Origin of the sequence: Rhizobium sp. BK538, from assembly GCF_014197575.1 — a bacterium.
In the GTDB taxonomy this organism is placed as follows: domain Bacteria; phylum Pseudomonadota; class Alphaproteobacteria; order Rhizobiales; family Rhizobiaceae; genus Rhizobium.
Map to the genome: position 1 here is coordinate 26,543 of NZ_JACIFT010000027.1, position 17,761 is coordinate 44,303.

At 59.2% G+C, this 17,761-nt stretch carries 16 protein-coding genes and 1 pseudogene; 6 read left to right on the forward strand and 11 right to left on the reverse strand.

What is annotated here, in order from left to right; translation table 11 throughout:
• Nucleotides 1-60 precede the first annotated feature (60 nt).
• Both FHX09_RS25755 and FHX09_RS25760 read left to right on the forward strand, forming a co-directional pair.
• The gene (locus FHX09_RS25755) at nt 61-435 is read left to right on the forward strand and encodes a helix-turn-helix domain-containing protein (protein ID WP_007826017.1); all 375 of its coding nucleotides are present in this window, start codon (nt 61-63) and stop codon (nt 433-435) included.
• Nucleotides 436-699: 264 nt separating this feature from the next.
• Nucleotides 700-903, forward strand: a complete 204-nt coding sequence (locus FHX09_RS25760) for a cold-shock protein (protein WP_007826019.1) — start codon at nt 700-702, stop codon at nt 901-903.
• Nucleotides 904-1,575: 672 nt separating this feature from the next.
• Here the strand turns inward: FHX09_RS25760 and FHX09_RS25770 are convergent.
• The 7 genes from FHX09_RS25770 to FHX09_RS25800 form a co-directional block, all read right to left on the reverse strand.
• Nucleotides 1,576-2,394: a type IV toxin-antitoxin system AbiEi family antitoxin gene (locus FHX09_RS25770; protein ID WP_132593552.1), complete on the reverse strand. Its 819-nt coding sequence runs from the start codon at nt 2,392-2,394 to the stop codon at nt 1,576-1,578.
• 150 nt (nt 2,395-2,544) lie between these two features.
• A complete protein-coding gene (locus tag FHX09_RS25775; RefSeq protein ID WP_132593554.1) occupies nt 2,545-3,534 on the reverse strand; it encodes a tripartite tricarboxylate transporter substrate binding protein in 990 nt (329 codons plus the stop codon).
• 47 nt (nt 3,535-3,581) lie between these two features.
• Nucleotides 3,582-5,087, reverse strand: a complete 1,506-nt coding sequence (locus FHX09_RS25780) for a tripartite tricarboxylate transporter permease (protein ID WP_132593556.1) — start codon at nt 5,085-5,087, stop codon at nt 3,582-3,584.
• Between the two features lie 9 nt (nt 5,088-5,096).
• Nucleotides 5,097-5,558 (reverse strand): tripartite tricarboxylate transporter TctB family protein, encoded by a 462-nt coding sequence (locus FHX09_RS25785; RefSeq protein ID WP_007800836.1) that lies wholly within the window; start codon nt 5,556-5,558, stop codon nt 5,097-5,099.
• A 142-nt stretch (nt 5,559-5,700) separates the two neighbouring features.
• Nucleotides 5,701-6,684, reverse strand: a complete 984-nt coding sequence (locus FHX09_RS25790) for a tripartite tricarboxylate transporter substrate-binding protein (protein ID WP_132593558.1) — start codon at nt 6,682-6,684, stop codon at nt 5,701-5,703.
• Nucleotides 6,685-6,868: 184 nt separating this feature from the next.
• Nucleotides 6,869-8,215, reverse strand: a complete 1,347-nt coding sequence (locus FHX09_RS25795; protein ID WP_132593560.1) for a sigma-54 dependent transcriptional regulator — start codon at nt 8,213-8,215, stop codon at nt 6,869-6,871.
• Nucleotides 8,215-10,044: a sensor histidine kinase gene (locus FHX09_RS25800; protein WP_348632830.1), complete on the reverse strand. Its 1,830-nt coding sequence runs from the start codon at nt 10,042-10,044 to the stop codon at nt 8,215-8,217. The genes FHX09_RS25795 and FHX09_RS25800 overlap by 1 nt, the downstream gene beginning before the upstream one ends.
• A gap of 288 nt (nt 10,045-10,332) precedes the next feature.
• On the opposite strand from FHX09_RS25800, the gene FHX09_RS25805 reads away from it, so the two are divergent.
• Nucleotides 10,333-11,133, forward strand: coding sequence for an inositol monophosphatase family protein (locus FHX09_RS25805; RefSeq protein ID WP_132593562.1), 801 nt, complete (start codon nt 10,333-10,335; stop codon nt 11,131-11,133).
• A gap of 50 nt (nt 11,134-11,183) precedes the next feature.
• Here the strand turns inward: FHX09_RS25805 and FHX09_RS30125 are convergent.
• A pseudogene (locus FHX09_RS30125) lies at nt 11,184-11,318 on the reverse strand (hydrolase); the annotation flags it as partial.
• 130 nt (nt 11,319-11,448) lie between these two features.
• Between FHX09_RS30125 and FHX09_RS25810 the strand changes: the two are divergent.
• Nucleotides 11,449-12,087: a hypothetical protein gene (locus tag FHX09_RS25810; protein WP_132593564.1), complete on the forward strand. Its 639-nt coding sequence runs from the start codon at nt 11,449-11,451 to the stop codon at nt 12,085-12,087.
• A 91-nt stretch (nt 12,088-12,178) separates the two neighbouring features.
• Here the strand turns inward: FHX09_RS25810 and FHX09_RS25815 are convergent, their stop codons facing one another.
• On the reverse strand, nt 12,179-12,616 hold the full coding sequence (locus FHX09_RS25815; protein WP_132593566.1) for a hypothetical protein: 438 nt from the start codon (nt 12,614-12,616) through the stop codon (nt 12,179-12,181).
• Between the two features lie 382 nt (nt 12,617-12,998).
• On the opposite strand from FHX09_RS25815, the gene FHX09_RS25820 reads away from it, so the two are divergent.
• Together FHX09_RS25820 and FHX09_RS25825 are read left to right on the forward strand one after the other, a co-directional pair.
• The gene (locus tag FHX09_RS25820; protein WP_132593568.1) at nt 12,999-13,778 is read left to right on the forward strand and encodes an ATP-binding cassette domain-containing protein; all 780 of its coding nucleotides are present in this window, start codon (nt 12,999-13,001) and stop codon (nt 13,776-13,778) included.
• A gap of 189 nt (nt 13,779-13,967) precedes the next feature.
• On the forward strand, nt 13,968-15,185 hold the full coding sequence (locus FHX09_RS25825) for an SfnB family sulfur acquisition oxidoreductase (RefSeq protein WP_132593570.1): 1,218 nt from the start codon (nt 13,968-13,970) through the stop codon (nt 15,183-15,185).
• Between the two features lie 72 nt (nt 15,186-15,257).
• On the opposite strand, the gene FHX09_RS25830 is transcribed toward FHX09_RS25825, so the two are convergent.
• Both FHX09_RS25830 and FHX09_RS25835 read right to left on the reverse strand, forming a co-directional pair.
• Complete coding sequence (locus tag FHX09_RS25830) at nt 15,258-16,457, reverse strand: acyl-CoA dehydrogenase family protein (RefSeq protein ID WP_132593572.1); 1,200 nt, start codon at nt 16,455-16,457, stop codon at nt 15,258-15,260.
• A gap of 74 nt (nt 16,458-16,531) precedes the next feature.
• Complete coding sequence (locus FHX09_RS25835; RefSeq protein WP_132593574.1) at nt 16,532-17,575, reverse strand: substrate-binding domain-containing protein; 1,044 nt, start codon at nt 17,573-17,575, stop codon at nt 16,532-16,534.
• Between the last annotated feature and the right edge of the window lie 186 nt (nt 17,576-17,761).

The window sequence follows — 17,761 nt, forward strand, 5'->3', positions numbered from 1 at the left end:
TTGGATACCTAGCGTCAATTACGCACCAGAAGCATCCCAGGGATGCTGGAGGATACCGAAATGGATGAACCGACCGATGAAAATGGCCCGGTCTACCGTGCCGACTGCCCGAGCCGCGTGATCCTCGACCAGATCGCCGACAAGTGGTCGATGATGGTGCTGGCGGTGTTAAGCGAGCCCCGTCGCTTCAATGCGATCAAGCGTCGCCTCGATGGCGTGACCCAACGCGTGCTGACACAGACGCTTCGAAAGCTGGAGCGCAACGGTATGCTGACGCGCAGGATCCTGGATGGGCGTGTGCTCGGGGTTGAATATGCCTTGACACCCCTTGGCAGGTCGCTGCAAGGGCCGTTCTCAACCCTGTTCGACTGGACTGTCGAGAATATCGACGTCATCCAGGATTGTCAGCGCAGCTACGATGCGCGCGAGGATTAGGGCCGACTTGAGCGGCGGTTTACGCGCAGCCCAATTCAGTGGGTGAAATAGCATGTACGCGCGAGTCGAACAGCCGGAATTGTTCTAAGGTTGCCGACATATGCCATCCCGCCTGGTCCACAATCAGGATGGCGTGGGCCTCGTTGGCGACGTTTCGGGATATCTCGATCAAAGCCACCTGCATGCTCACCGTTGATCGATGGGTGATGGCGCTGTAGCTTCCACTTCGCAATTTGGACGAACGACACAAGGATAAGGTCTCTCATGCCAACGGGTACGGTTAAATTCTTCAACGACGACAAGGGGTTCGGCTTCATAACGCCTGAGAATGGCGGCCAAGATGTATTTGTTCACGTGTCTGCCTTGCAACGCGGTGGTTCGCTCCGGGAAGGCGATAAAGTCAGCTTCGAGGTCGGACAGGATCGCAAGACCGGAAAGTCGAAAGCTGAGAACGTCTCGGTGCTCTAATCAACGGTCGTAGATTTCCCAGCCTGCCTGGACAGGCTGGGCTTCGCGTGAAGATACCATCGCAGGCCAACGCGAAGGCGCTGAATATCTGCGCGCGGCCCTTTAGGGTGTAGGGACTGCGTCGTGCCTTCGCTATCCTCACTCAGCGCGAGGCACAATGTAGAGCCAATTCCATCTACCGCCAAGGAACGTTGCTCGAGTGAGTACCGATATGATGTCCGCGGCACCGTTGAACCACCCATTCTCCACCTTGAACGGATATCCTTGCGCGCCAAACAACGACGTGTGTTCGCGAGTGTTGATCTCCACCTTGAGCTTAAGTGACGTTCCAGGCTCGGCCTCGGGCGCGAAGCGGAAAACCAAGTGGGTCGAATGACCCGCTTGCTCCCTTTTGCACTTCCCGAGCCAGGAAAGAGCATTGCGGATCGCGTCGATTGTTGGTCCGATGGGTTCGGCCGTGATCTGAACGATCGATATCTTCTGAATAGCGCAAGGGCCGTTTGAAAAGCAGCTTGTTGATAGCAGTGCCACCTCGGAATGCGATTTTGCCCTTAAGCTTTGGCGCCGAAAAAAGATCGCAGAGAGCGCGGGAAATAATAAAGTCCTGCTCAATCTGACGAGAATCCGGCCATGGCGCCTGAGTAGCCCAAGCTGTGAGGTGAGCATCTGGGATCAAAAGTCGATCTCCACGTTTTCATTGATATCGAGACGCCACCGATCATCTCTTGCTTCGGAGAATGAAAGGCCCTCGATTAGCGACCTTACCGATGGGTCGAGCCGCGTATATTTGTCGCTTTGCTGGGCAAATGATTGCAACGCGTCGGCCTGTTTTTTGTGATTTGACAAATCGAGCAGGTAGCCGAGTCGTCGGACCGATGTGTTTTCGAAATGCTGCGCGACTGATGTCAATTTCCTTGGATTCGCGCGGGCGCCGATATCCTTCGCGATCTGGGCCACACCATTGATGCCCGTAGCCCGCTTAAAGTAACGGATACAGTCGAGGAGCGTTAACTCCACACCGGCAGCTTGAGCGTATCCCGTGTCTGTCTTGAGGGGCGTCAGCCAATCTTTTTGGTTGGTAGCGCTGAAGATGCTCGGCGCCAAATAGATGAACTGAATCCGGTGGCGCCCAATAATAATCGATCGGAACTGCTGCGGCACGACAAGTTGAAACACCATTGATGCCTGGTGCGAAGAACCATGCATGGCCGCCGCACGCAGAAGGGATATGCGGTAATCAGTGCCGAGATATTTCATCAGGGGATCGATCCAGCGCGCAGGATCTGGAGCGCCGGCAGTCCTATCTTCAGGCCGCAGGATGATATAGAATCCGTGCCTCGGATTGGCCAATCTTTTCCTGGAGATTTGCCGCGTCAAAGCTGCGGTAAAGGCTTCAGGCTTCAGCGAGAGCTCCGCCAAAGCATCTTCACGGGTAAACGTCGAGTACCCGCTCATCAGTTTGCTTTCGATGTAATCTTCCAGCGAAGACATCCGTCAATCATACGCAAAAACAAACAGAAATATAGGGGTTTTGCATATGATTGGCGACAGATCGTCGCCACGCGGCTGGAGCTTGACCATCGACGATCGGCGTCGCTCGCCCCATCCGCACGACAACGCTCGCCTGAGATTCGGCAGCGCCTATTCGAGTTCAATCTTGGCGTCGCGCACGACAGGCGTCCACTTGGCGATCTCCGCCTTTACATGTGCGCCGAGCTGCTTTGGCGTCGAACCCACGACAACGGCACTGAATTCGGCCATTTTCTTGCTAACGCCCGGATCGGCGAGCGCCTTGCTGGCCGCCAGGTTCAGGCGAGCAACGACGTCTGCCGGGGTGCTGGCGGGAGCAAACAGCGCATTCCAGGTATAGGTTTCGTAGCCCGGAACCGTCTCGGCTACCGTCGGCACATCGGGGAAGGACGGTGCGCGCTGCTTGGTGGTGACCGCAAGTGCCCGCAGCGTGCCACTCTTGATGTGGCCGGACGACGACGGCAGGTTGTCGAACATGATCGGAACCTGATTGCCCAGAACATCATTCAGGGCCGGGCCCGAGCCCTTATAGGGGATATGTTCCATCTCCACCCCGGCCATTGCCTTGAAGAGCTCTCCGGAAAGATGCAGCGGCGTGCCGTTGCCGGACGAGGCATAGCTGTAGGTGCCCGGATTGGCCTTGAGGAGTGCTACCAGTTCGGCAAGTGTTTTGGCCGGCAGTGCGGGATTGACGACGAGAACGTTGGGAACCAGAACCAATAGCGAGATTGGGGCGAAATCCTTTTCGGGGTCGTAGGGGGTCGACTTCAGGATCAACGGATTGAGCGCATGCGTCGCAACCGTCCCCATCAGGATCGTATAACCATCCGGATCGGCCCGTGCGACATTGCCGGCGCCAAGATTGCCGCCCGCACCTGCCACATTCTGCACGATCACCTGCTGGCCGAGATCTTCGGACATCTTCTGCGCGAGAATGCGGGCAACGACGTCGGTCGATCCGCCGGCCGCAAATGGCACGACCATCGTTACCTGCCGATCAGGAAAATTCGCCGCAAGCGATGGTGATCCAGCCACCAGCGTCGCTGCCAAGGAAAGGCCTGCAGCAAGCGTGCCTCGACGCGTCAGGGTCAGTCTCGTCATCCTATTTCCTCCTCGTTTCCAGTCTTCGATGCAATGGTCCGGTTTGCTCAGTCTTCTTCCTGGAAGACCTCCTCGCGCTTGGCCTTTACCGACGGCAAGAACACGACCAGCAGGACAGCGAGCGCAATCAGCAGCAGGATGGCACTGATTGGACGCGTCACGAACGTCATCGGATCGCCGCGGGAAAGGATCATGGCGCGCCTCAAGTTTTCTTCGAGAAGCGGCCCCAGCACGAAGCCAAGAAGCAATGGTGCCGGCTCGCAGCGCAGCTTGACCAGCAGGTAGCCCGCCAGCCCGAAAAAGGCGACGGCGTAGAGGTCGTAAACGTTGGAATTGACGCTGTAGACCCCGATCGAACAGAAGGCCATGATGATCGGAAAAAGCACGTAGTAGGGAATAGTCAGCAATTTCACCCAAAGGCCGATCAGCGGCAGATTGAGGACAACCAGCATCAGGTTGCCGATCCACATCGAGGCGATGATCCCCCAGAATAGCGCCGGCTGCTCGATCGCCACGTTCGGACCTGGCACAATCCCCTGAATGATCATGGCGCCCACCATCAGCGCCATCACCGGATTTGCCGGGATTCCCAGCGTCAACAGCGGAATGAACGAGGTCTGGGCGCCTGCGTTGTTGGCCGATTCTGGCCCCGCAACACCGGCAATCGCCCCGTGACCGAACTCCTCCGGGCGGTCGGAGATGCGCTTTTCCACCGTATAGGAAGCAAAGGCGGCAAGGATGGCACCGCCCCCCGGCAGGATGCCAAGTGCCGACCCGATTGCCGTGCCGCGCAGCACCGGTGCGATCATCCGCCGGAAGTCCTCGCGCGTCGGCCACAGATCGCTGACCTTGGCCATCAATACCGTGCGGGTCTTCTCGCCCTCCAGATTGCGCAGGATCTCGGCGACACCGAACACGCCAACGGCAACCGCAACGAAATTCAGCCCGTCGGCATATTCACGAATGCCGAGGGTAAAGCGCGGCGTTCCCGTGTAGATATCCGTACCGACCAATCCGAGCAGCAGGCCAAGCGCCACCATGGCGAGCGCCTTGACGATCGAGCCATGCGCAAGGGCAACCGAGGACACCAGCCCGACGATCATTAGCGAGAAGTATTCGGCAGCACCGAATTTGAGCGCAAGCGCGGTCAGAGGGATTGCGAAGATCGCCACAAGAAAGGTCGAGACGGTGCCGGCAAAGAACGAGCCGAGTGCTGCAATCGACAGTGCCGCCCCTGCTCTGCCGCGACGGGCCATCTGATAGCCGTCGATGGCAGTCACCGCCGAGGAGGATTCGCCCGGCATGTTGATGAGGATGGCCGTGGTCGAGCCGCCGTACTGGGCGCCGTAGTAGATGCCGGCAAGCATGATCAGCGAGGAAACCGGCTCGAGCTGGAACGTGATTGGCAACAGCATCGCGATGGTCGCGGTCGCCCCGATCCCCGGCAGGACGCCGATCAAGGTGCCGAGCAGCACACCGATCAGGCAGAACAGAAGGTTTTCGGGCGAGGCAGCGGTGCTGAAGCCGAGGGCGAGATTACTGACGAGATCCATCGACGCCTCCTAGAACCGTACCCAAGGGCCGAAGCGCTCGAATGGCAAGCCAAGCGCGTAGCTGAACACGGCGACCGAGAAGAGGGTTATTGCGGCTGCAAGTATGATCGCCAGCGGCACCTTCATCCGCGAGGAAGCGAAAGCCGCGATAAGTGCCACGACGAACAGCGACGGCACGAAACCGAGACCGCGCACCGTCAATCCAAAGACGATGGGTGCTGGCAGGATAAAGGCCATTCCGCGCAGCGCGATCGGGCCAAGCGGCTCGCCCTGGACTCGTGTCGCCTGTATCAGCACGATCAGGCCGAGACATGTCAGGACGACAGCAAGCAGCAGCGGAAAATAGCCCGGGCCCATGCGAAGCGCGGTGCCGAGCTCAAGGTTCAGACATTGATAAATGAAGAAACAGCCGAGCCCGATGAAGAGCGCGCCACAAAGGGCGTTGGTGCTGTCGAATGTCAATGATTTCATATCTCCCCCTGTGGCGATGCCGTTGTGTTCCCACTGTCACCGTATGCAAAATCCAGACGTTGCCCGCACGAACGGCAAGGGCAGCCAGGTGCTGCCGCGACAGCGCCGCCCGAAACGCATCCCGGGCGGCAACCGACAGCGCCTAGTCGGCGTACTGGCCCGCCGCCTCGATCACCGGCTTCCAGCGGGCAATCTCGGTTTCGAGCTTGGCCTTGAGCGCTGCCGGTGTCGCGTCAGCTTCCGACGACGGCTCGGTGCCGAGTTCGGCAAAGCGGGCAACGACGTTTTGATCCTTGAGCGCAACCTGCAGCGATTTCGACAGCCGCTGGGTCACATCAGCCGGCGTGCCTTTTGGCGCATAAATACCGTGCCAGATACCGACCTGGAAATCGGCAAGACCGCCTTCGACGGCAGTCGGCACATCCGGCAGCACCTTCAGGCGCGCGGGCGAGGTGACGGCGTAAGCCTTGATCGTGCCGCCCTTGATCTGCTTGGTCGTGTTGGTGGTCTGATCGCACATGATGTCGACCTGGCCGCCGAGCAGGTCGGTCATGGCGGGGCCAGTGCCCTTGTAAGGAACCGTGGTCAACTGCGTTTGGATCGCGCTCATCAGCATCATGCCACACAGGTGGGAAGCCGCGCCAATGCCTGCATTGGCAACGGTCACGCTATCCTTGTTGGCCTTGATGTATTCGACGAGGCCCTTGAGGTCGGTCGGCTCGAAATCCTTGCGTGCAACGATGGTCATCGGCACGTCAGTCACGAGACCGACATATTCGAAGGAATTCAAGGTGTCATAGGCAAGCTTGCGGTAAAGCGTGGCGCTTGTCGCCATGCCGATATGATGCAACAGCACCGTGTAGCCGTCCGGGTCTGCCTGCGCGACGCGGCCTGCGCCAAGCGTGCCACCGGCCCCGCCGACATTTTCGACAATGATCTGTTGGCCGAGATCCTTCGACATCGACTCGGCCACGAGACGGGCGACCGTATCCGTCGGGCCGCCGGCGGCGAACGGAACGACCATCGTGATGGTCCGTTCCGGATAGGTTTGAGCGATTGCGGACGCGGACATGAGCGAAACGGCGGCAACGGCCGTCATGCCCAGCAAGGCATTCAATATTTTCATTTCATCCTCCCAGTAAACCACCGGAGCGGCTCCCCCCGCCCCGGTTATCAACTGTTACTGTGGAGTGCTCAATGCGTCGGACAACCGGGCGAGGTGCTGCTTGTCGCATTTTCCTGCATGATATCACACAAGACGGGTAGAAAAGGGGACAAACGAGCGGGACCATGGGTGGATTTCCACCCATTCACGCTTCGACCTCGTCCTCACGCCGACTCCCTTTTTCAAGCCCGTATTTCTGCATCTTCTCGTAGAGCGTCTTTCGCGAAACGCCGAGCATCTCATAAACTGGACGGAGACTCCCACCGTGAGCGGCAAGCGCGCTGGCAATAAGGCCGCGCTCATAGGCGGCAACCCTGTCGGCGAGCTTCTGGTTTTGCTCTGCCGTGTCCTCAGGCTGCAGGTCGAGACCAAGAACCAGTCGGTCGGCGGCGTTGCGCAATTCGCGCACGTTGCCCGGCCAGCTTCGCGAGCCGATCTTGCCGAGCGTCTCCGGCCGTACCTCCATGTCGCTGCGCCCGTAGCGGGCCGCCGCCTCTCGAACCAGCTGGAAAAACAACAGCGGAATATCGGCTTGCCGCTGCGCAAGCGAAGGGACGTGAATGGTAACGACATTGAGGCGATAAAGGAGGTCAGGACGAAAGCGCCCGCGCGCCACTTCGGTCTCCAGATCGACCTTGCTGGTGGCAATGAAGCGCACGTCGAGCGATATAGCTTCGTTGGAGCCGAGACGGGTAATGACACGCTCCTGCAGGACACGCAGGAACTTCGCCTGGAGATCGAATGGCATCGAGCCGATCTCGTCGAGCAGGATCGTGCCGCCACGACCGTGCTCGAACTTTCCGTATCGCGGTCGAAGAGCACCGGGAAAAGCGCCGGCTTCGTGTCCGAACAATTCACTCTCGATCAGGGTCTCCGGCAACGCCGCGCAATTGATCGCAATGAATGGCTTTCCGGCACGGGCGCTGGTGTCGTGCAGCGCCCGGGCGACAACTTCCTTGCCGACACCGGTCTCCCCGATGATCAGCGTGTCGGCATCCGTTGCCGCAATTGCTCGCAGCCGATAGCGCAGGTCCACCATTGCCTGCGTGCGTCCGGGCAGACGAGCCTCGATGTCGTCGCGTTTGCCGGCCACTGCACGCAACCGCCTGTTCTCGAGAACCAGGCTGCGCCGATCCAGCGCGCGTCTGATGATGCCAACAAGGTGCTGGGCCGCGAATGGCTTTTCGACAAAGTCATAAACCCCGGCATGCATTGCGCTGACGGCGAGCTGCACGTCCGCATGTCCCGTCACCAGGATGACCGGTATCTCCGAATCCATCTCGCGTATCCGCTGCAAGAGCGTCATGCCATCCATGCCCGGCATCCGGATATCGCTGATCACCACGCCGTCAAAGCCATAGCCGACACGCTCCAGCACCGGCTCTGCGCTGGCGAACGTAGCAACGTCCAATCCAAACAGGCCGAGCGCCTGGGCGGAAGAGCGGCGCATCTCCTCCTCATCGTCTATCAGGAGTATCCGGCCTGCGCTCATTACTCAGCAGCCTCGCTGACGACAGGTGCAGCATCAAGGACGATACGGAATTCCGCGCCTCCGTCCGGTGCATTGCACACCGAAAGGCTGCCGCCAAAATCCTTGATGATGTTGTAGGAGATCGACAGGCCGAGCCCGAGGCCGCGGCCGACGCCCTTCGTGCTGAAGAACGGATCAAAAATACGCTCGGCGATCGAAGGGGGAACGCCTGCTCCATGATCGCGGACGGTCACGATCACTTTGGCACCGTCGCGAGACGACACGACATGGATTCGCCTGTCATCAAGCCCCTCCACCGCATCAGCAGCATTGGTGATGATGTTGACAAGAACCTGCTGCAGACGCACCGACCCCGCCTGCACGGCGACAGATGGCTCGCTAAGATCGATGTCGAGTGTCGCGTCTGCCACTTTCAGCCGGGCAGAAACGATTTCGAGCGTATCGGCCATTGCGGCCGCAAGCGAGACCGGACCGATCTTTTCATTGGGCTTACGCGCAAAATTACGCAGGTGCCGGCTGATCGACGCCATCCGGTCGATCAAGCCGGAAATGCGACCAAGGTTGTCACGCGCCTCATCCACACGATTTCGCGCTATCAGCATCGAGGCACTGTCCACATAGGTCTTGGCGGCGGCAAGCGGCTGGTTGAGTTCATGCGATAAGGCTGCTGACATTTGCCCGAGGCCGGCAAGCTTTCCCGCCTGAATGAGATCGGCCTGCATCTGGCGAAGCTTTTGTTCCGTCAGTCGTCGCTCGGCGATTTCCTCTTCGATGCGCTGGTTAACGCGCGCCAGATCGGCGGTTCGCTCCTCTACACGCTGCTCCAGCTGGTTGCGGGCATCGACCTGCATGCGCATTCTTTCGCGCGCACGTGCCCGGCGCTGCAGCACGATCGCGACAACCAGCCCCGACAGGCCTAGGGAAAGCAAGACCGCGATCAGCATGGTCCGCGCCTGCGCATGCACGGAGCTCGTGTCCATCAAGACACTAACGGTCCAGTCAGCGTTCGGCATGTAGTGGGAGAGCGACAGATATTCCCTGGCAGCGGCGCCATCGGCAACAGTGATCAATCTGTGACCACCCGCATTCTGCTCGCTGATTGGAAGCGGCTTTAGAACAGCTTCGGCGTAGCGGCGCGATGCCTGGGTGCGTTGCAGGCGCTCGTCTGTCAGGGGCAGGATGCCGGAATACAGCCATTCCGGGCTACCGGTCATGAAGATGATGCCTTCAGGATCGGAGACGAGTATCTTGTACTCGCCACCCTTCCACGAGGCCTCGATTGAGTCGATATCGACCTTGAAGACGATAACCCCGCGGATTGCATTGTTCACCCGGATTGGCGAAGCGAAATAGTAACCTCGCTTCAGCGATGTTGTACCGAGCGCATAGAACCGCGCCTGACGACCCGCTATCGCATCCTGAAAGTAGGGCCGGTAGCTGAAATTCTCACCCACGAAACTCGTCGGGCCATCGTAGTTGCTGGCGGCGATTGTATCGCCGTTCATCCTCATCACGTAGATATCGGATGATTCAAGCAAACTGTTGATCTCCTTCAGATAGGTGTTAGCCGCATCGCGCAGGGCCGGATTGCCAGGATCGCTCACAAGCTGCTTGATATCGTCATGATCTGCGATCAGTTCAGGCAGCGGCTCGTATCGGCTCAGATGCCCGCCAAGTGCCGAAACAGCAAGCCGAAGCGCCGAGCCAGCTTGCAGTGACGCCTCGTCCATATAGCTTCGCGTTGCGAATTCTCTGCCGGGAAAGATGCCAACATAGCAAACAGCCGACAACAGGCAGAAGCCGACAAGGATACGAAATCGTTGCTTCACGAACGCGGGCTCCTCCTTCCCTCGCCGCGGCCACTGCGACCGTCAGGCAAGTCTAGAGTTCAATCCCGCAGTTTCCAAGGGTGCACGTTAACACACCTGTTCGCTCCGACGCTGCACACTTAAGATCGTCGCGAAATGAGGTCAAAACCAACAGCGGCGCCCTGTCTGTCGTCGATTCGCGATGGATAGGGCTTTTGAGCCTTTGACAGAGGTGGAAATCGGCTTCAAGGATCGCGGGATTGCCATCATCGGCGGCTGAGCGCCGCATTTGATCAAGGGAAGATTTTTATGACGTCGCATGTCGTACCAGGGCTCGAGGCGCGCTTTGCACTTGCCGAGGCGGTGGCCCGCGAGGCAGGAGCGGTGGCGCTCGATTACTTCAAGCGCCGCGAGACACTCGTTATCGAAACCAAACGGGACCCGCAGGACGTGGTCTCGATCGCCGACCGGGATGTCGAAAACCTGATCCGCGCCCGGTTCAACGAAGCATTTCCCGCCGATGGCGTGCTTGGCGAAGAGTATGGCCTTGAAGAAGGCACCTCGGGGCTCACCTGGGTCGTCGATCCGATCGACGGCACCAGTCCGTTCGTCAACGGCATGCCGAATTGGTGCGTCTCCATCGGCCTGCTGCATGACGGCGTGCCCGTCATCGGTGTCATCTCGGCACCATGCCATGACGAGCTCTATGCCGCAGCGCTCGGCAAGGGAGCAACGCTGAATGGCAAGAAGCTTTCCCTGGACGCGTCTCGGACCATCAGAAACGCCGTTACAGGCATCGGTGCCAACAACCATGTCACGCCGGCGCTCGTCGCCGGGATAGTCGAAAGCCTCCTGGAGGCAGGCGGCAACTTCATCCGCAATGGATCGGGCGCCCTGATGCTCGCCTATGTCGCAGCCGGCCGTCTCGTCGGCTACTACGAGCCATACATGCACGCATGGGATTGCATGGCCGGATACTGCCTCGTGAAGGAAGCAGGCGGCTGGTACCAGCCCTTCCCGACGTCGGGAGAACGGCTGACGAAGGGCGCGCCGGTGCTTGCTGCCGCGCCGGGTGCGATTGACGACCTGCGCAAGATCGCTGGCATATGATCCATTCCCAATCGAGCGACGGCCGGTTGGCGTCAGGCGCTGCGCCGCCTCTATGCCTTCGCCTTTAAGAGCGCGGTCGCAATGTCGACAAACCCAAGGCCGGCCGGTTCCGAGGAAACCCATCGGGGCTTGTGCGGGAACTTGTCCAGGATAGGCACGATGTTGCGCACCCCGAAGGAATTGCGATGTAGCCGAACATCGGGGGCCGAGGCGAAAGACTGTGGAAAGTCACCCTGCCACACCCTATCTAAAAGTATGCTAGGTTTCCGGTGCCCGATGCTGTGATATTGCCCGATCTCAATCGGGAGAGATTCGATGGCCTTGATCGATATACTGACGTCCGTGGCTCTCGCGGCAACTGCAACGGTCACCGCGTCCATTTCGCCGGCTCAGACGTCAACTCCTGCCTTCCGGCCATTCGGCGTTTCGCAAGATGCCCTGCCCTCCGCGCTCGGCTGCACGCCGATTTACGGCAACCAACCCGATGCGACAGGACAATATTCGTGCAATAGCTTGCCGGACGGAAATGACCTCTACGACCAGTATGTGCTCGCCTATGTCCGCGGGATGGGAATCTGCAACGTCGTCGCGGTCTCTCGCTACATCAACGATGACCAGCGCGGCACTACGACGCGGCAGGTCTATAGGGAGGCGGCTTCCTTGCTCGCATCCCAATTCGGTCCCGCGGACGAGAAGATCGACCATGTTGCCACGTCCAAATTCGGAAAGGATGGGATGTTCAAAGAGGCCGTCATCGCCCAGGAACGACAGATCTTCGAGCAGTGGGACAATCTGAACACTAAGTTTCAAAATGCTCAATCTGCCAGCGTGACCATTTCCGGAAGTGAGGACGCGGGGTTGGCGGTCTACAGTATTCTCCGCTTCGCCCACAACGATGCGTGCCTCAGCAATCTCGAGCAGCAGACGGGACTGTCAGGCGACGATGCAGAGTGATTGGTATTGGCAGATTTCGGACAAAAGGCCGCCAGCCGGCGGCCTCAAGGCAAGCAGCTCAGGCGTCCGATCGAGCCCGACCCGTTTGTAGTCAGGATATGAACAATGCCCGCAAGCGAGAGAATAAGCTCGGCCGTTCTGCGCCGAGGATCCCGCGCACATAATGGGCTGCCGTTGCGGCGTTGACGGTCGCGCCGAAATGGCAATAGCAAAGCACATTGTGCAGTTCACTATCGGTAAGACTGAAGAACTTCCTTGCCTGACCGTAAGTGTCATTTTCCAATCCAGCAGCCCGCAGGATCGGATCCTCGAAGGCGACGGAAATCGGCGAGTTATCACTGCGCAGCAGCGACAAGACTGAAGTCGGCTGATGTTCCGTCTGGTAGAGGGTCGCCAGTCGTCGATGCGGACTCAGCTCGAGAAGCTCCACCCAGCGCTCGAGACGCTCGTTTCGCGACATGATGCGGTGCGGATATGTCTGGTCGATATCCGCAATATTTTGCAGTTGCTCCAATGTCTGATGTTTCATGGTGGGCTCCATTCGGCTGAAATTTGCGCAGCCCCAACACGCGTACGCCCTGTATAATTGAGCTAGGGGACAGGGAAGCCCAATCAAGATAGCTTCGAAGGATTTATGCAGGCTTCGAGCAAATTGAATGACAGGCCGCATTGGTGCCGCGCTCTGTTACACGGCGCATCCGGCTGCAACGCGCCTTTGGGCCAGCCTTAAGGATACTAAAAAAGCCCAGGCTGTCGGAAACTGAGCGGCCGAAAAGCCCCTCAAGCCGTATGAATTTCATTCATAAAGGGTTTCGCGCGACGAACAATATAAGTTGACATCAATAGTAAAGTTTCGCAGGAGCGTACGAACCGGCAATTGCTATCTGAATGCGAACAAAGAGACACCGCGCATGTCGACGCCCTTCCTGACCATGTCACAGATTGCCTATCAAGCCGAAGGAAAGACTATCCTTGCGGCCATCGACCTGACATTGAAGAACGGACGCGTCTATGGCCTGGTTGGGCAGAACGGTAGCGGCAAGAGTACGCTTCTGAAGATCATGGCCCGACAGATCACTCCGACCGCTGGCGCCATCGATCTGAAAGGACAAGCGCTTGCGCGCTGGGGCGGCAGAATCCTTGCCCGGCAGATCGCCTATATGCCGCAGTTTACGCCGGCAACCGACAGTATGACAGTTCGAGAACTGGTGGCACTCGGCCGCTTCCCCTGGCACGGCACGCTCGGCCGATTTACCAGCGTCGATCAGAAACTGGTCGATGAAGCCATAGAGCGCACCGATCTCGAGCGTTTTGCACACAGCTCGGTTGCCCACATGTCTGGCGGCGAGCGGCAACGGGCCTGGATTGCCATGATGCTGGCACAGAATGCGCAGTGCCTGCTTCTCGATGAACCGACTTCCGCGCTAGACCTTCTGCACCAGGACGGTGTCCTGGCACTGCTGCGCGAACTCAGCCATGAGCGCCGTTTGACAATCGTCGTCGTCCTCCACGATATCAATCTGGCCGCCCGCTATGGCGATGAGATTGTGGCCCTGAAGAATGGTCGTGTCTCGGCACACGGCACGCCCGCCGACATCATAAAATCCGATGTGCTGAAATCGGTCTTCGATTTGGAGATGGGTGTATTTTCGCACCCGGTCAGCAACGATCCGATCAGCTATATCCTCTAACAACGGCATTGTGGTCGTCATGCGCGTTGACGGGACCGGGGTTGGCGGGTTCACCGTATTCAGCCTATAATCTATTATTTCTATGGACTAAGAAATACGCAGCCCCCACGGCCGTCAAATAGGAAAAGTCTTTCCTCGATGCCCCTCCCCGGATGCTGCATGGTGACGCCAAATGAACGGGAGTCAGCCATGAACGCGCAACTGCATCACCTCGTACCGGACCGATCTGCGGCTATTTCTCTTGAGAATGAACAACAGGCGATTGCTGTCGCGCGGGAGCTCGCCAAGCAGTTTCAGACAACCGCATCAGGGCGAGATCGTGAGAGGCTGCTCCCCTTCGCTGAACTCGACGCCCTATCGCAATCCGGCCTGCTTGGTATCACGGTTCCTGAGCAGTATGGCGGGCTCGACGTGTCCAATTCGGTATTGGCTGAGATCATCGCCATACTTTCCGAAGCAGACGGCTCGATTGGTCAGATCCCGCAGAACCATTTCTATATCCTGGAGGCGCTGCGCACCGACGGAACGGAAGAGCAGAAGCGCTTCTATTTCGGCCGTGCGCTTGCAGGCGACCGCTTCGGCAATGCTCTTTCGGAGCGCGGAACAAAGACTGTCGGCCACTACAATACCCGCATCACACGCGACGGCATCGGCTACCGCATCAACGGGCGGAAATACTACTCGACAGGCGTCCTGTTTGCCGACTGGATCGCGATTTTCGCATTGGATGAGGAAGAGCGGCTGGTTATGGCCTTCGTACCGAAGGGCACCGATGGCGTGGAGATTATCGACGATTGGGACGGTTTCGGTCAGCGCGTCACCGGCAGCGGCACGACGGTTCTCAGCAATGTCTATGTCCATGCAGATTCCGTGGTGCTTCATCATAGAGGGTTCGAGCGTGCGACGACCATCGGCTCTGTCGGACAGATCATTCACGCTGGCATCGATCTCGGCATAGCCCGCGCTGCCTTCAGCGAAACGCTCGACTTCGTGCGCACCAAATCGCGCCCTTGGACGAACAGCGGCGTCGACCATGCGTCGGACGATCCGTTGACGATCGCCAGGATCGGCCAAATCGCCATTCGGCTGGAGGCCGCCACGGCGACAATCGAACGGGCCGGCCGCAAGGTCGATGCGGCACAGATCGACACGACGGAGGAGAAGGTCGTTGAGGCAACGCTTGCCGTGGCGGCAGCGAAAGTCCTGACGACCGAGATCGCCCTTGAGGCCACCAACACCCTCTTCGAACTTGCCGGCACCGCGTCGGTGACGCTCGATGCCAATCTCGACAGGCACTGGCGCAACGCACGCACCCACACGCTGCACGATCCGGTGCGTTGGAAGTACCATGTTGTCGGCAACTATCACCTGAACGGCGTCATCCCGCCGAAAAGCGGCGCCCTATAAGTCATCCGTCAAAGCAAAACCCCATTCCCTTACCTGGGTATGGGGTTTTGCGTTTTGAGACTGTAGTGCACCTTAACTGTAAAGGCTGACCTCAGGAATCTTGTCGTTCAGAACAAACTCGCCGATTTCCTTGGCCTTGTAGAAGACTGGATCGTGCAGCGTGTGTGTGCGCACGTTTCGCCAGAAGCGATCAAACCGATATCGTTCTGCCGTCGAGCGCGCACCGGTCAGTTCGAAGACGCGCGAGGTGATGTCGAGCGACACATGGGTCGCATGCACCTTGGCAGCATAGGCCTCCGCCGCCGCTTCGCCACGCTCGCGTGCCGTCACATGGTGCCCACGCGCGAGACTTGCCTGAACGGCTGCAGCAGCATGGTCCGCCAACGCTGCCGAGGCTTTCAGCGCTGCGGTGAACTCGCCGATGCGCTCGAGAATGTAAGGGTCATCGGCGGCGCGCTCGACGCCAGAGGTGATCCACGGCCGCGTCGTGGTGCGGACATAGTCGATGGCCGCCTGCAGCGCCCCTTCTGCCGTACCGAGGTAGAAATTGACGAAGACAAGCTGGATCAGCGGCGTGTTGAAGGTGGCGAGCACGGGCGCCAACGCACCCGGCGCATCAACGAAATCCTCCTCGTAGACGGGAAAGTCGCGGAACTCAACGCTGCCGCTGTCGGACAAGCGCTGGCCGAAATTGTCCCAGTCGTCGTTGGCCATGTAGCCCGAGCGGCTTGTCGGTACCGCAAAGCCGACGCTCTTGCCATCGAGGCTCGCATTCGCGTTGATGTAATCGGAGACATGCGCCGCCGTGGAAAAGGACTTGCGCCCGTTGAGCACATAACCGCTGCCGCGACGCGTCAGGACGAGACCGGTATCGCGTGGATTGACAGCGGCCCCCCAATAAAGATTCTTGGCGACCGTTTCGCTCCCGAGCACGCGGGCACGGGCCTCGTCGAACGCCCAGTAGACGTACTGACTGTTGACGAAGTGGTAGCCGAGCAACTGGCCGATGGAGCTTTCGCCGCGTGCGAGAATGCGCGTGAGCTTCAAACCGTCCACCCAGTTTAACCCACCCCCACCGATCTCCGGCGCATGCAGAGCGTTCAGCAGACCAGCGTTCTTGAGTTTGACGATCTCTGAAAGCGGGGGACGCCCATCGCGGTCGAGCTGGGCGGCGCGCTTGGAAAGATCGGCGGAAATATCCTTTGCACGGGAGAAGAGATCCTCTCGGCTGGCTGTGCGATTGCTTGCAAAGAGCACGTTGGATTGGCTCATGGGTCGGAACTCCAATTCTTGAAATGGTGTCGGCGGGACCTCGCTGCTCGCGCCGACAGGTCGAGGCAGGCAGCTTAGAAAAGCCTGTCCGGAATCCAGCTTGCGGTCGCCGCGTCGCTCGTGCTGAAAGCCGGAACCTTCTGCGCCAGGTCCTCGATCGTCTTGACCCCGGCCGCGCGCAGGCTTTCCTGGGTGAGCAGCGCCGGCTTGACGGTGATCTGATGGGGAACGTCCTCGCCCGCGACCTGCAGCGCCGCCGCACGCACGGACACGGCCCCGACCACCGCCGGATTGGTCGCGACTGTCGCGACCCAGGGGCTACCGTCTTCGGTGATCTCCTGAATGTCCGCAGTCGAAACGTCAGCAGAGTAGATCTTCAACTTCTTGGCGATGCCGAGATCGCTTGCCGCCAATTTTACGCCGCGGGCAAATTCGTCATATGGCGCGAAGACGACACTGATGTCGGGATTGGCCGAGAGAACGGCCTTCGCCTGATCGGCCGTAGAGGTTGCCGTCGTATCGTTGACGACACCAAACCGCGCCTTCTCCACAACGCCGGAGTTTTCCGATCGGAACTTGTCCCAAACCTCGTTGCGGCGGTCGAGTGGCGCAAAGCCGGCGACATAGGCGTAGCCCGCCTTGAAACTCTTGCCATTGTCTTTCACCGCCTCATCGAGTGCGAGTTGCGCAAGCTCGTGGTCGCTCTGTTCGACCTGCGGGATCTTCGGGTTATTGAGGTTTACGTCGAAAGCGACGACCTTGATGCCCTTGTCCAGCGCTTGCTGGGCTACGTCTGCGAGCGATTCCGGCAGGCCGTGATCGATCACGATGGCGGATACGCCGAGGTTGATTGCCTGCAGCACCTGTTCGCGCTGCTCCGCGGCGTCCTGACGGCCCGGAAAGACACGCAGATCAATATCGAGCGACTTCGCCTGCGCTTCGGCACCGGCCTGATAGGCCTGGAAGAAGTCGCCGGCGGAAATGTAGCTGATCAGCGCTATTTTGACGCCACCCTTGTCGAAGGGGGCGGGCGCACCGGCGAGGCCTCCGGCGAAGGCTGCCTCAGAGACAAAGAGTGGGATGGCGGCGCTCAGGGCCAGCCGTGCAAGAAGTTTCATCGTCGCGTTCCTCTAGTCATTTGAAAGCGTCGTCTGACGGACGGCAGATCCCTGCGACGCACGAATTATTAGATATAAACTCTATGTTTTTAGTAGATTAAATCGTCTGATTTTGCAGGCTTGCAGAGATTCTTTGTTTCGCGGGTAAGACCTGCCCGGCAAAGGCTTGCCTGGAAGTTCGGCCAT

What these genes read in the sequence shown, in the direction of transcription:
- FHX09_RS25755 (WP_007826017.1), top strand. Translation starts at nt 61, where the DNA reads ATGGATGAACCGACCGATGAAAATGGCCCGGTCTACCGTGCCGACTGC.
- FHX09_RS25760 (WP_007826019.1), top strand. Translation starts at nt 700, where the DNA reads ATGCCAACGGGTACGGTTAAATTCTTCAACGACGACAAGGGGTTCGGC.
- FHX09_RS25770 (WP_132593552.1), bottom strand. Translation starts at nt 2,394, where the DNA reads ATGTCTTCGCTGGAAGATTACATCGAAAGCAAACTGATGAGCGGGTAC.
- FHX09_RS25775 (WP_132593554.1), bottom strand. Translation starts at nt 3,534, where the DNA reads ATGACGAGACTGACCCTGACGCGTCGAGGCACGCTTGCTGCAGGCCTT.
- FHX09_RS25780 (WP_132593556.1), bottom strand. Translation starts at nt 5,087, where the DNA reads ATGGATCTCGTCAGTAATCTCGCCCTCGGCTTCAGCACCGCTGCCTCG.
- FHX09_RS25785 (WP_007800836.1), bottom strand. Translation starts at nt 5,558, where the DNA reads ATGAAATCATTGACATTCGACAGCACCAACGCCCTTTGTGGCGCGCTC.
- FHX09_RS25790 (WP_132593558.1), bottom strand. Translation starts at nt 6,684, where the DNA reads ATGAAAATATTGAATGCCTTGCTGGGCATGACGGCCGTTGCCGCCGTT.
- FHX09_RS25795 (WP_132593560.1), bottom strand. Translation starts at nt 8,215, where the DNA reads ATGAGCGCAGGCCGGATACTCCTGATAGACGATGAGGAGGAGATGCGC.
- FHX09_RS25805 (WP_132593562.1), top strand. Translation starts at nt 10,333, where the DNA reads ATGACGTCGCATGTCGTACCAGGGCTCGAGGCGCGCTTTGCACTTGCC.
- FHX09_RS25810 (WP_132593564.1), top strand. Translation starts at nt 11,449, where the DNA reads ATGGCCTTGATCGATATACTGACGTCCGTGGCTCTCGCGGCAACTGCA.
- FHX09_RS25815 (WP_132593566.1), bottom strand. Translation starts at nt 12,616, where the DNA reads ATGAAACATCAGACATTGGAGCAACTGCAAAATATTGCGGATATCGAC.
- FHX09_RS25820 (WP_132593568.1), top strand. Translation starts at nt 12,999, where the DNA reads ATGTCGACGCCCTTCCTGACCATGTCACAGATTGCCTATCAAGCCGAA.
- FHX09_RS25825 (WP_132593570.1), top strand. Translation starts at nt 13,968, where the DNA reads ATGAACGCGCAACTGCATCACCTCGTACCGGACCGATCTGCGGCTATT.
- FHX09_RS25830 (WP_132593572.1), bottom strand. Translation starts at nt 16,457, where the DNA reads ATGAGCCAATCCAACGTGCTCTTTGCAAGCAATCGCACAGCCAGCCGA.
- FHX09_RS25835 (WP_132593574.1), bottom strand. Translation starts at nt 17,575, where the DNA reads ATGAAACTTCTTGCACGGCTGGCCCTGAGCGCCGCCATCCCACTCTTT.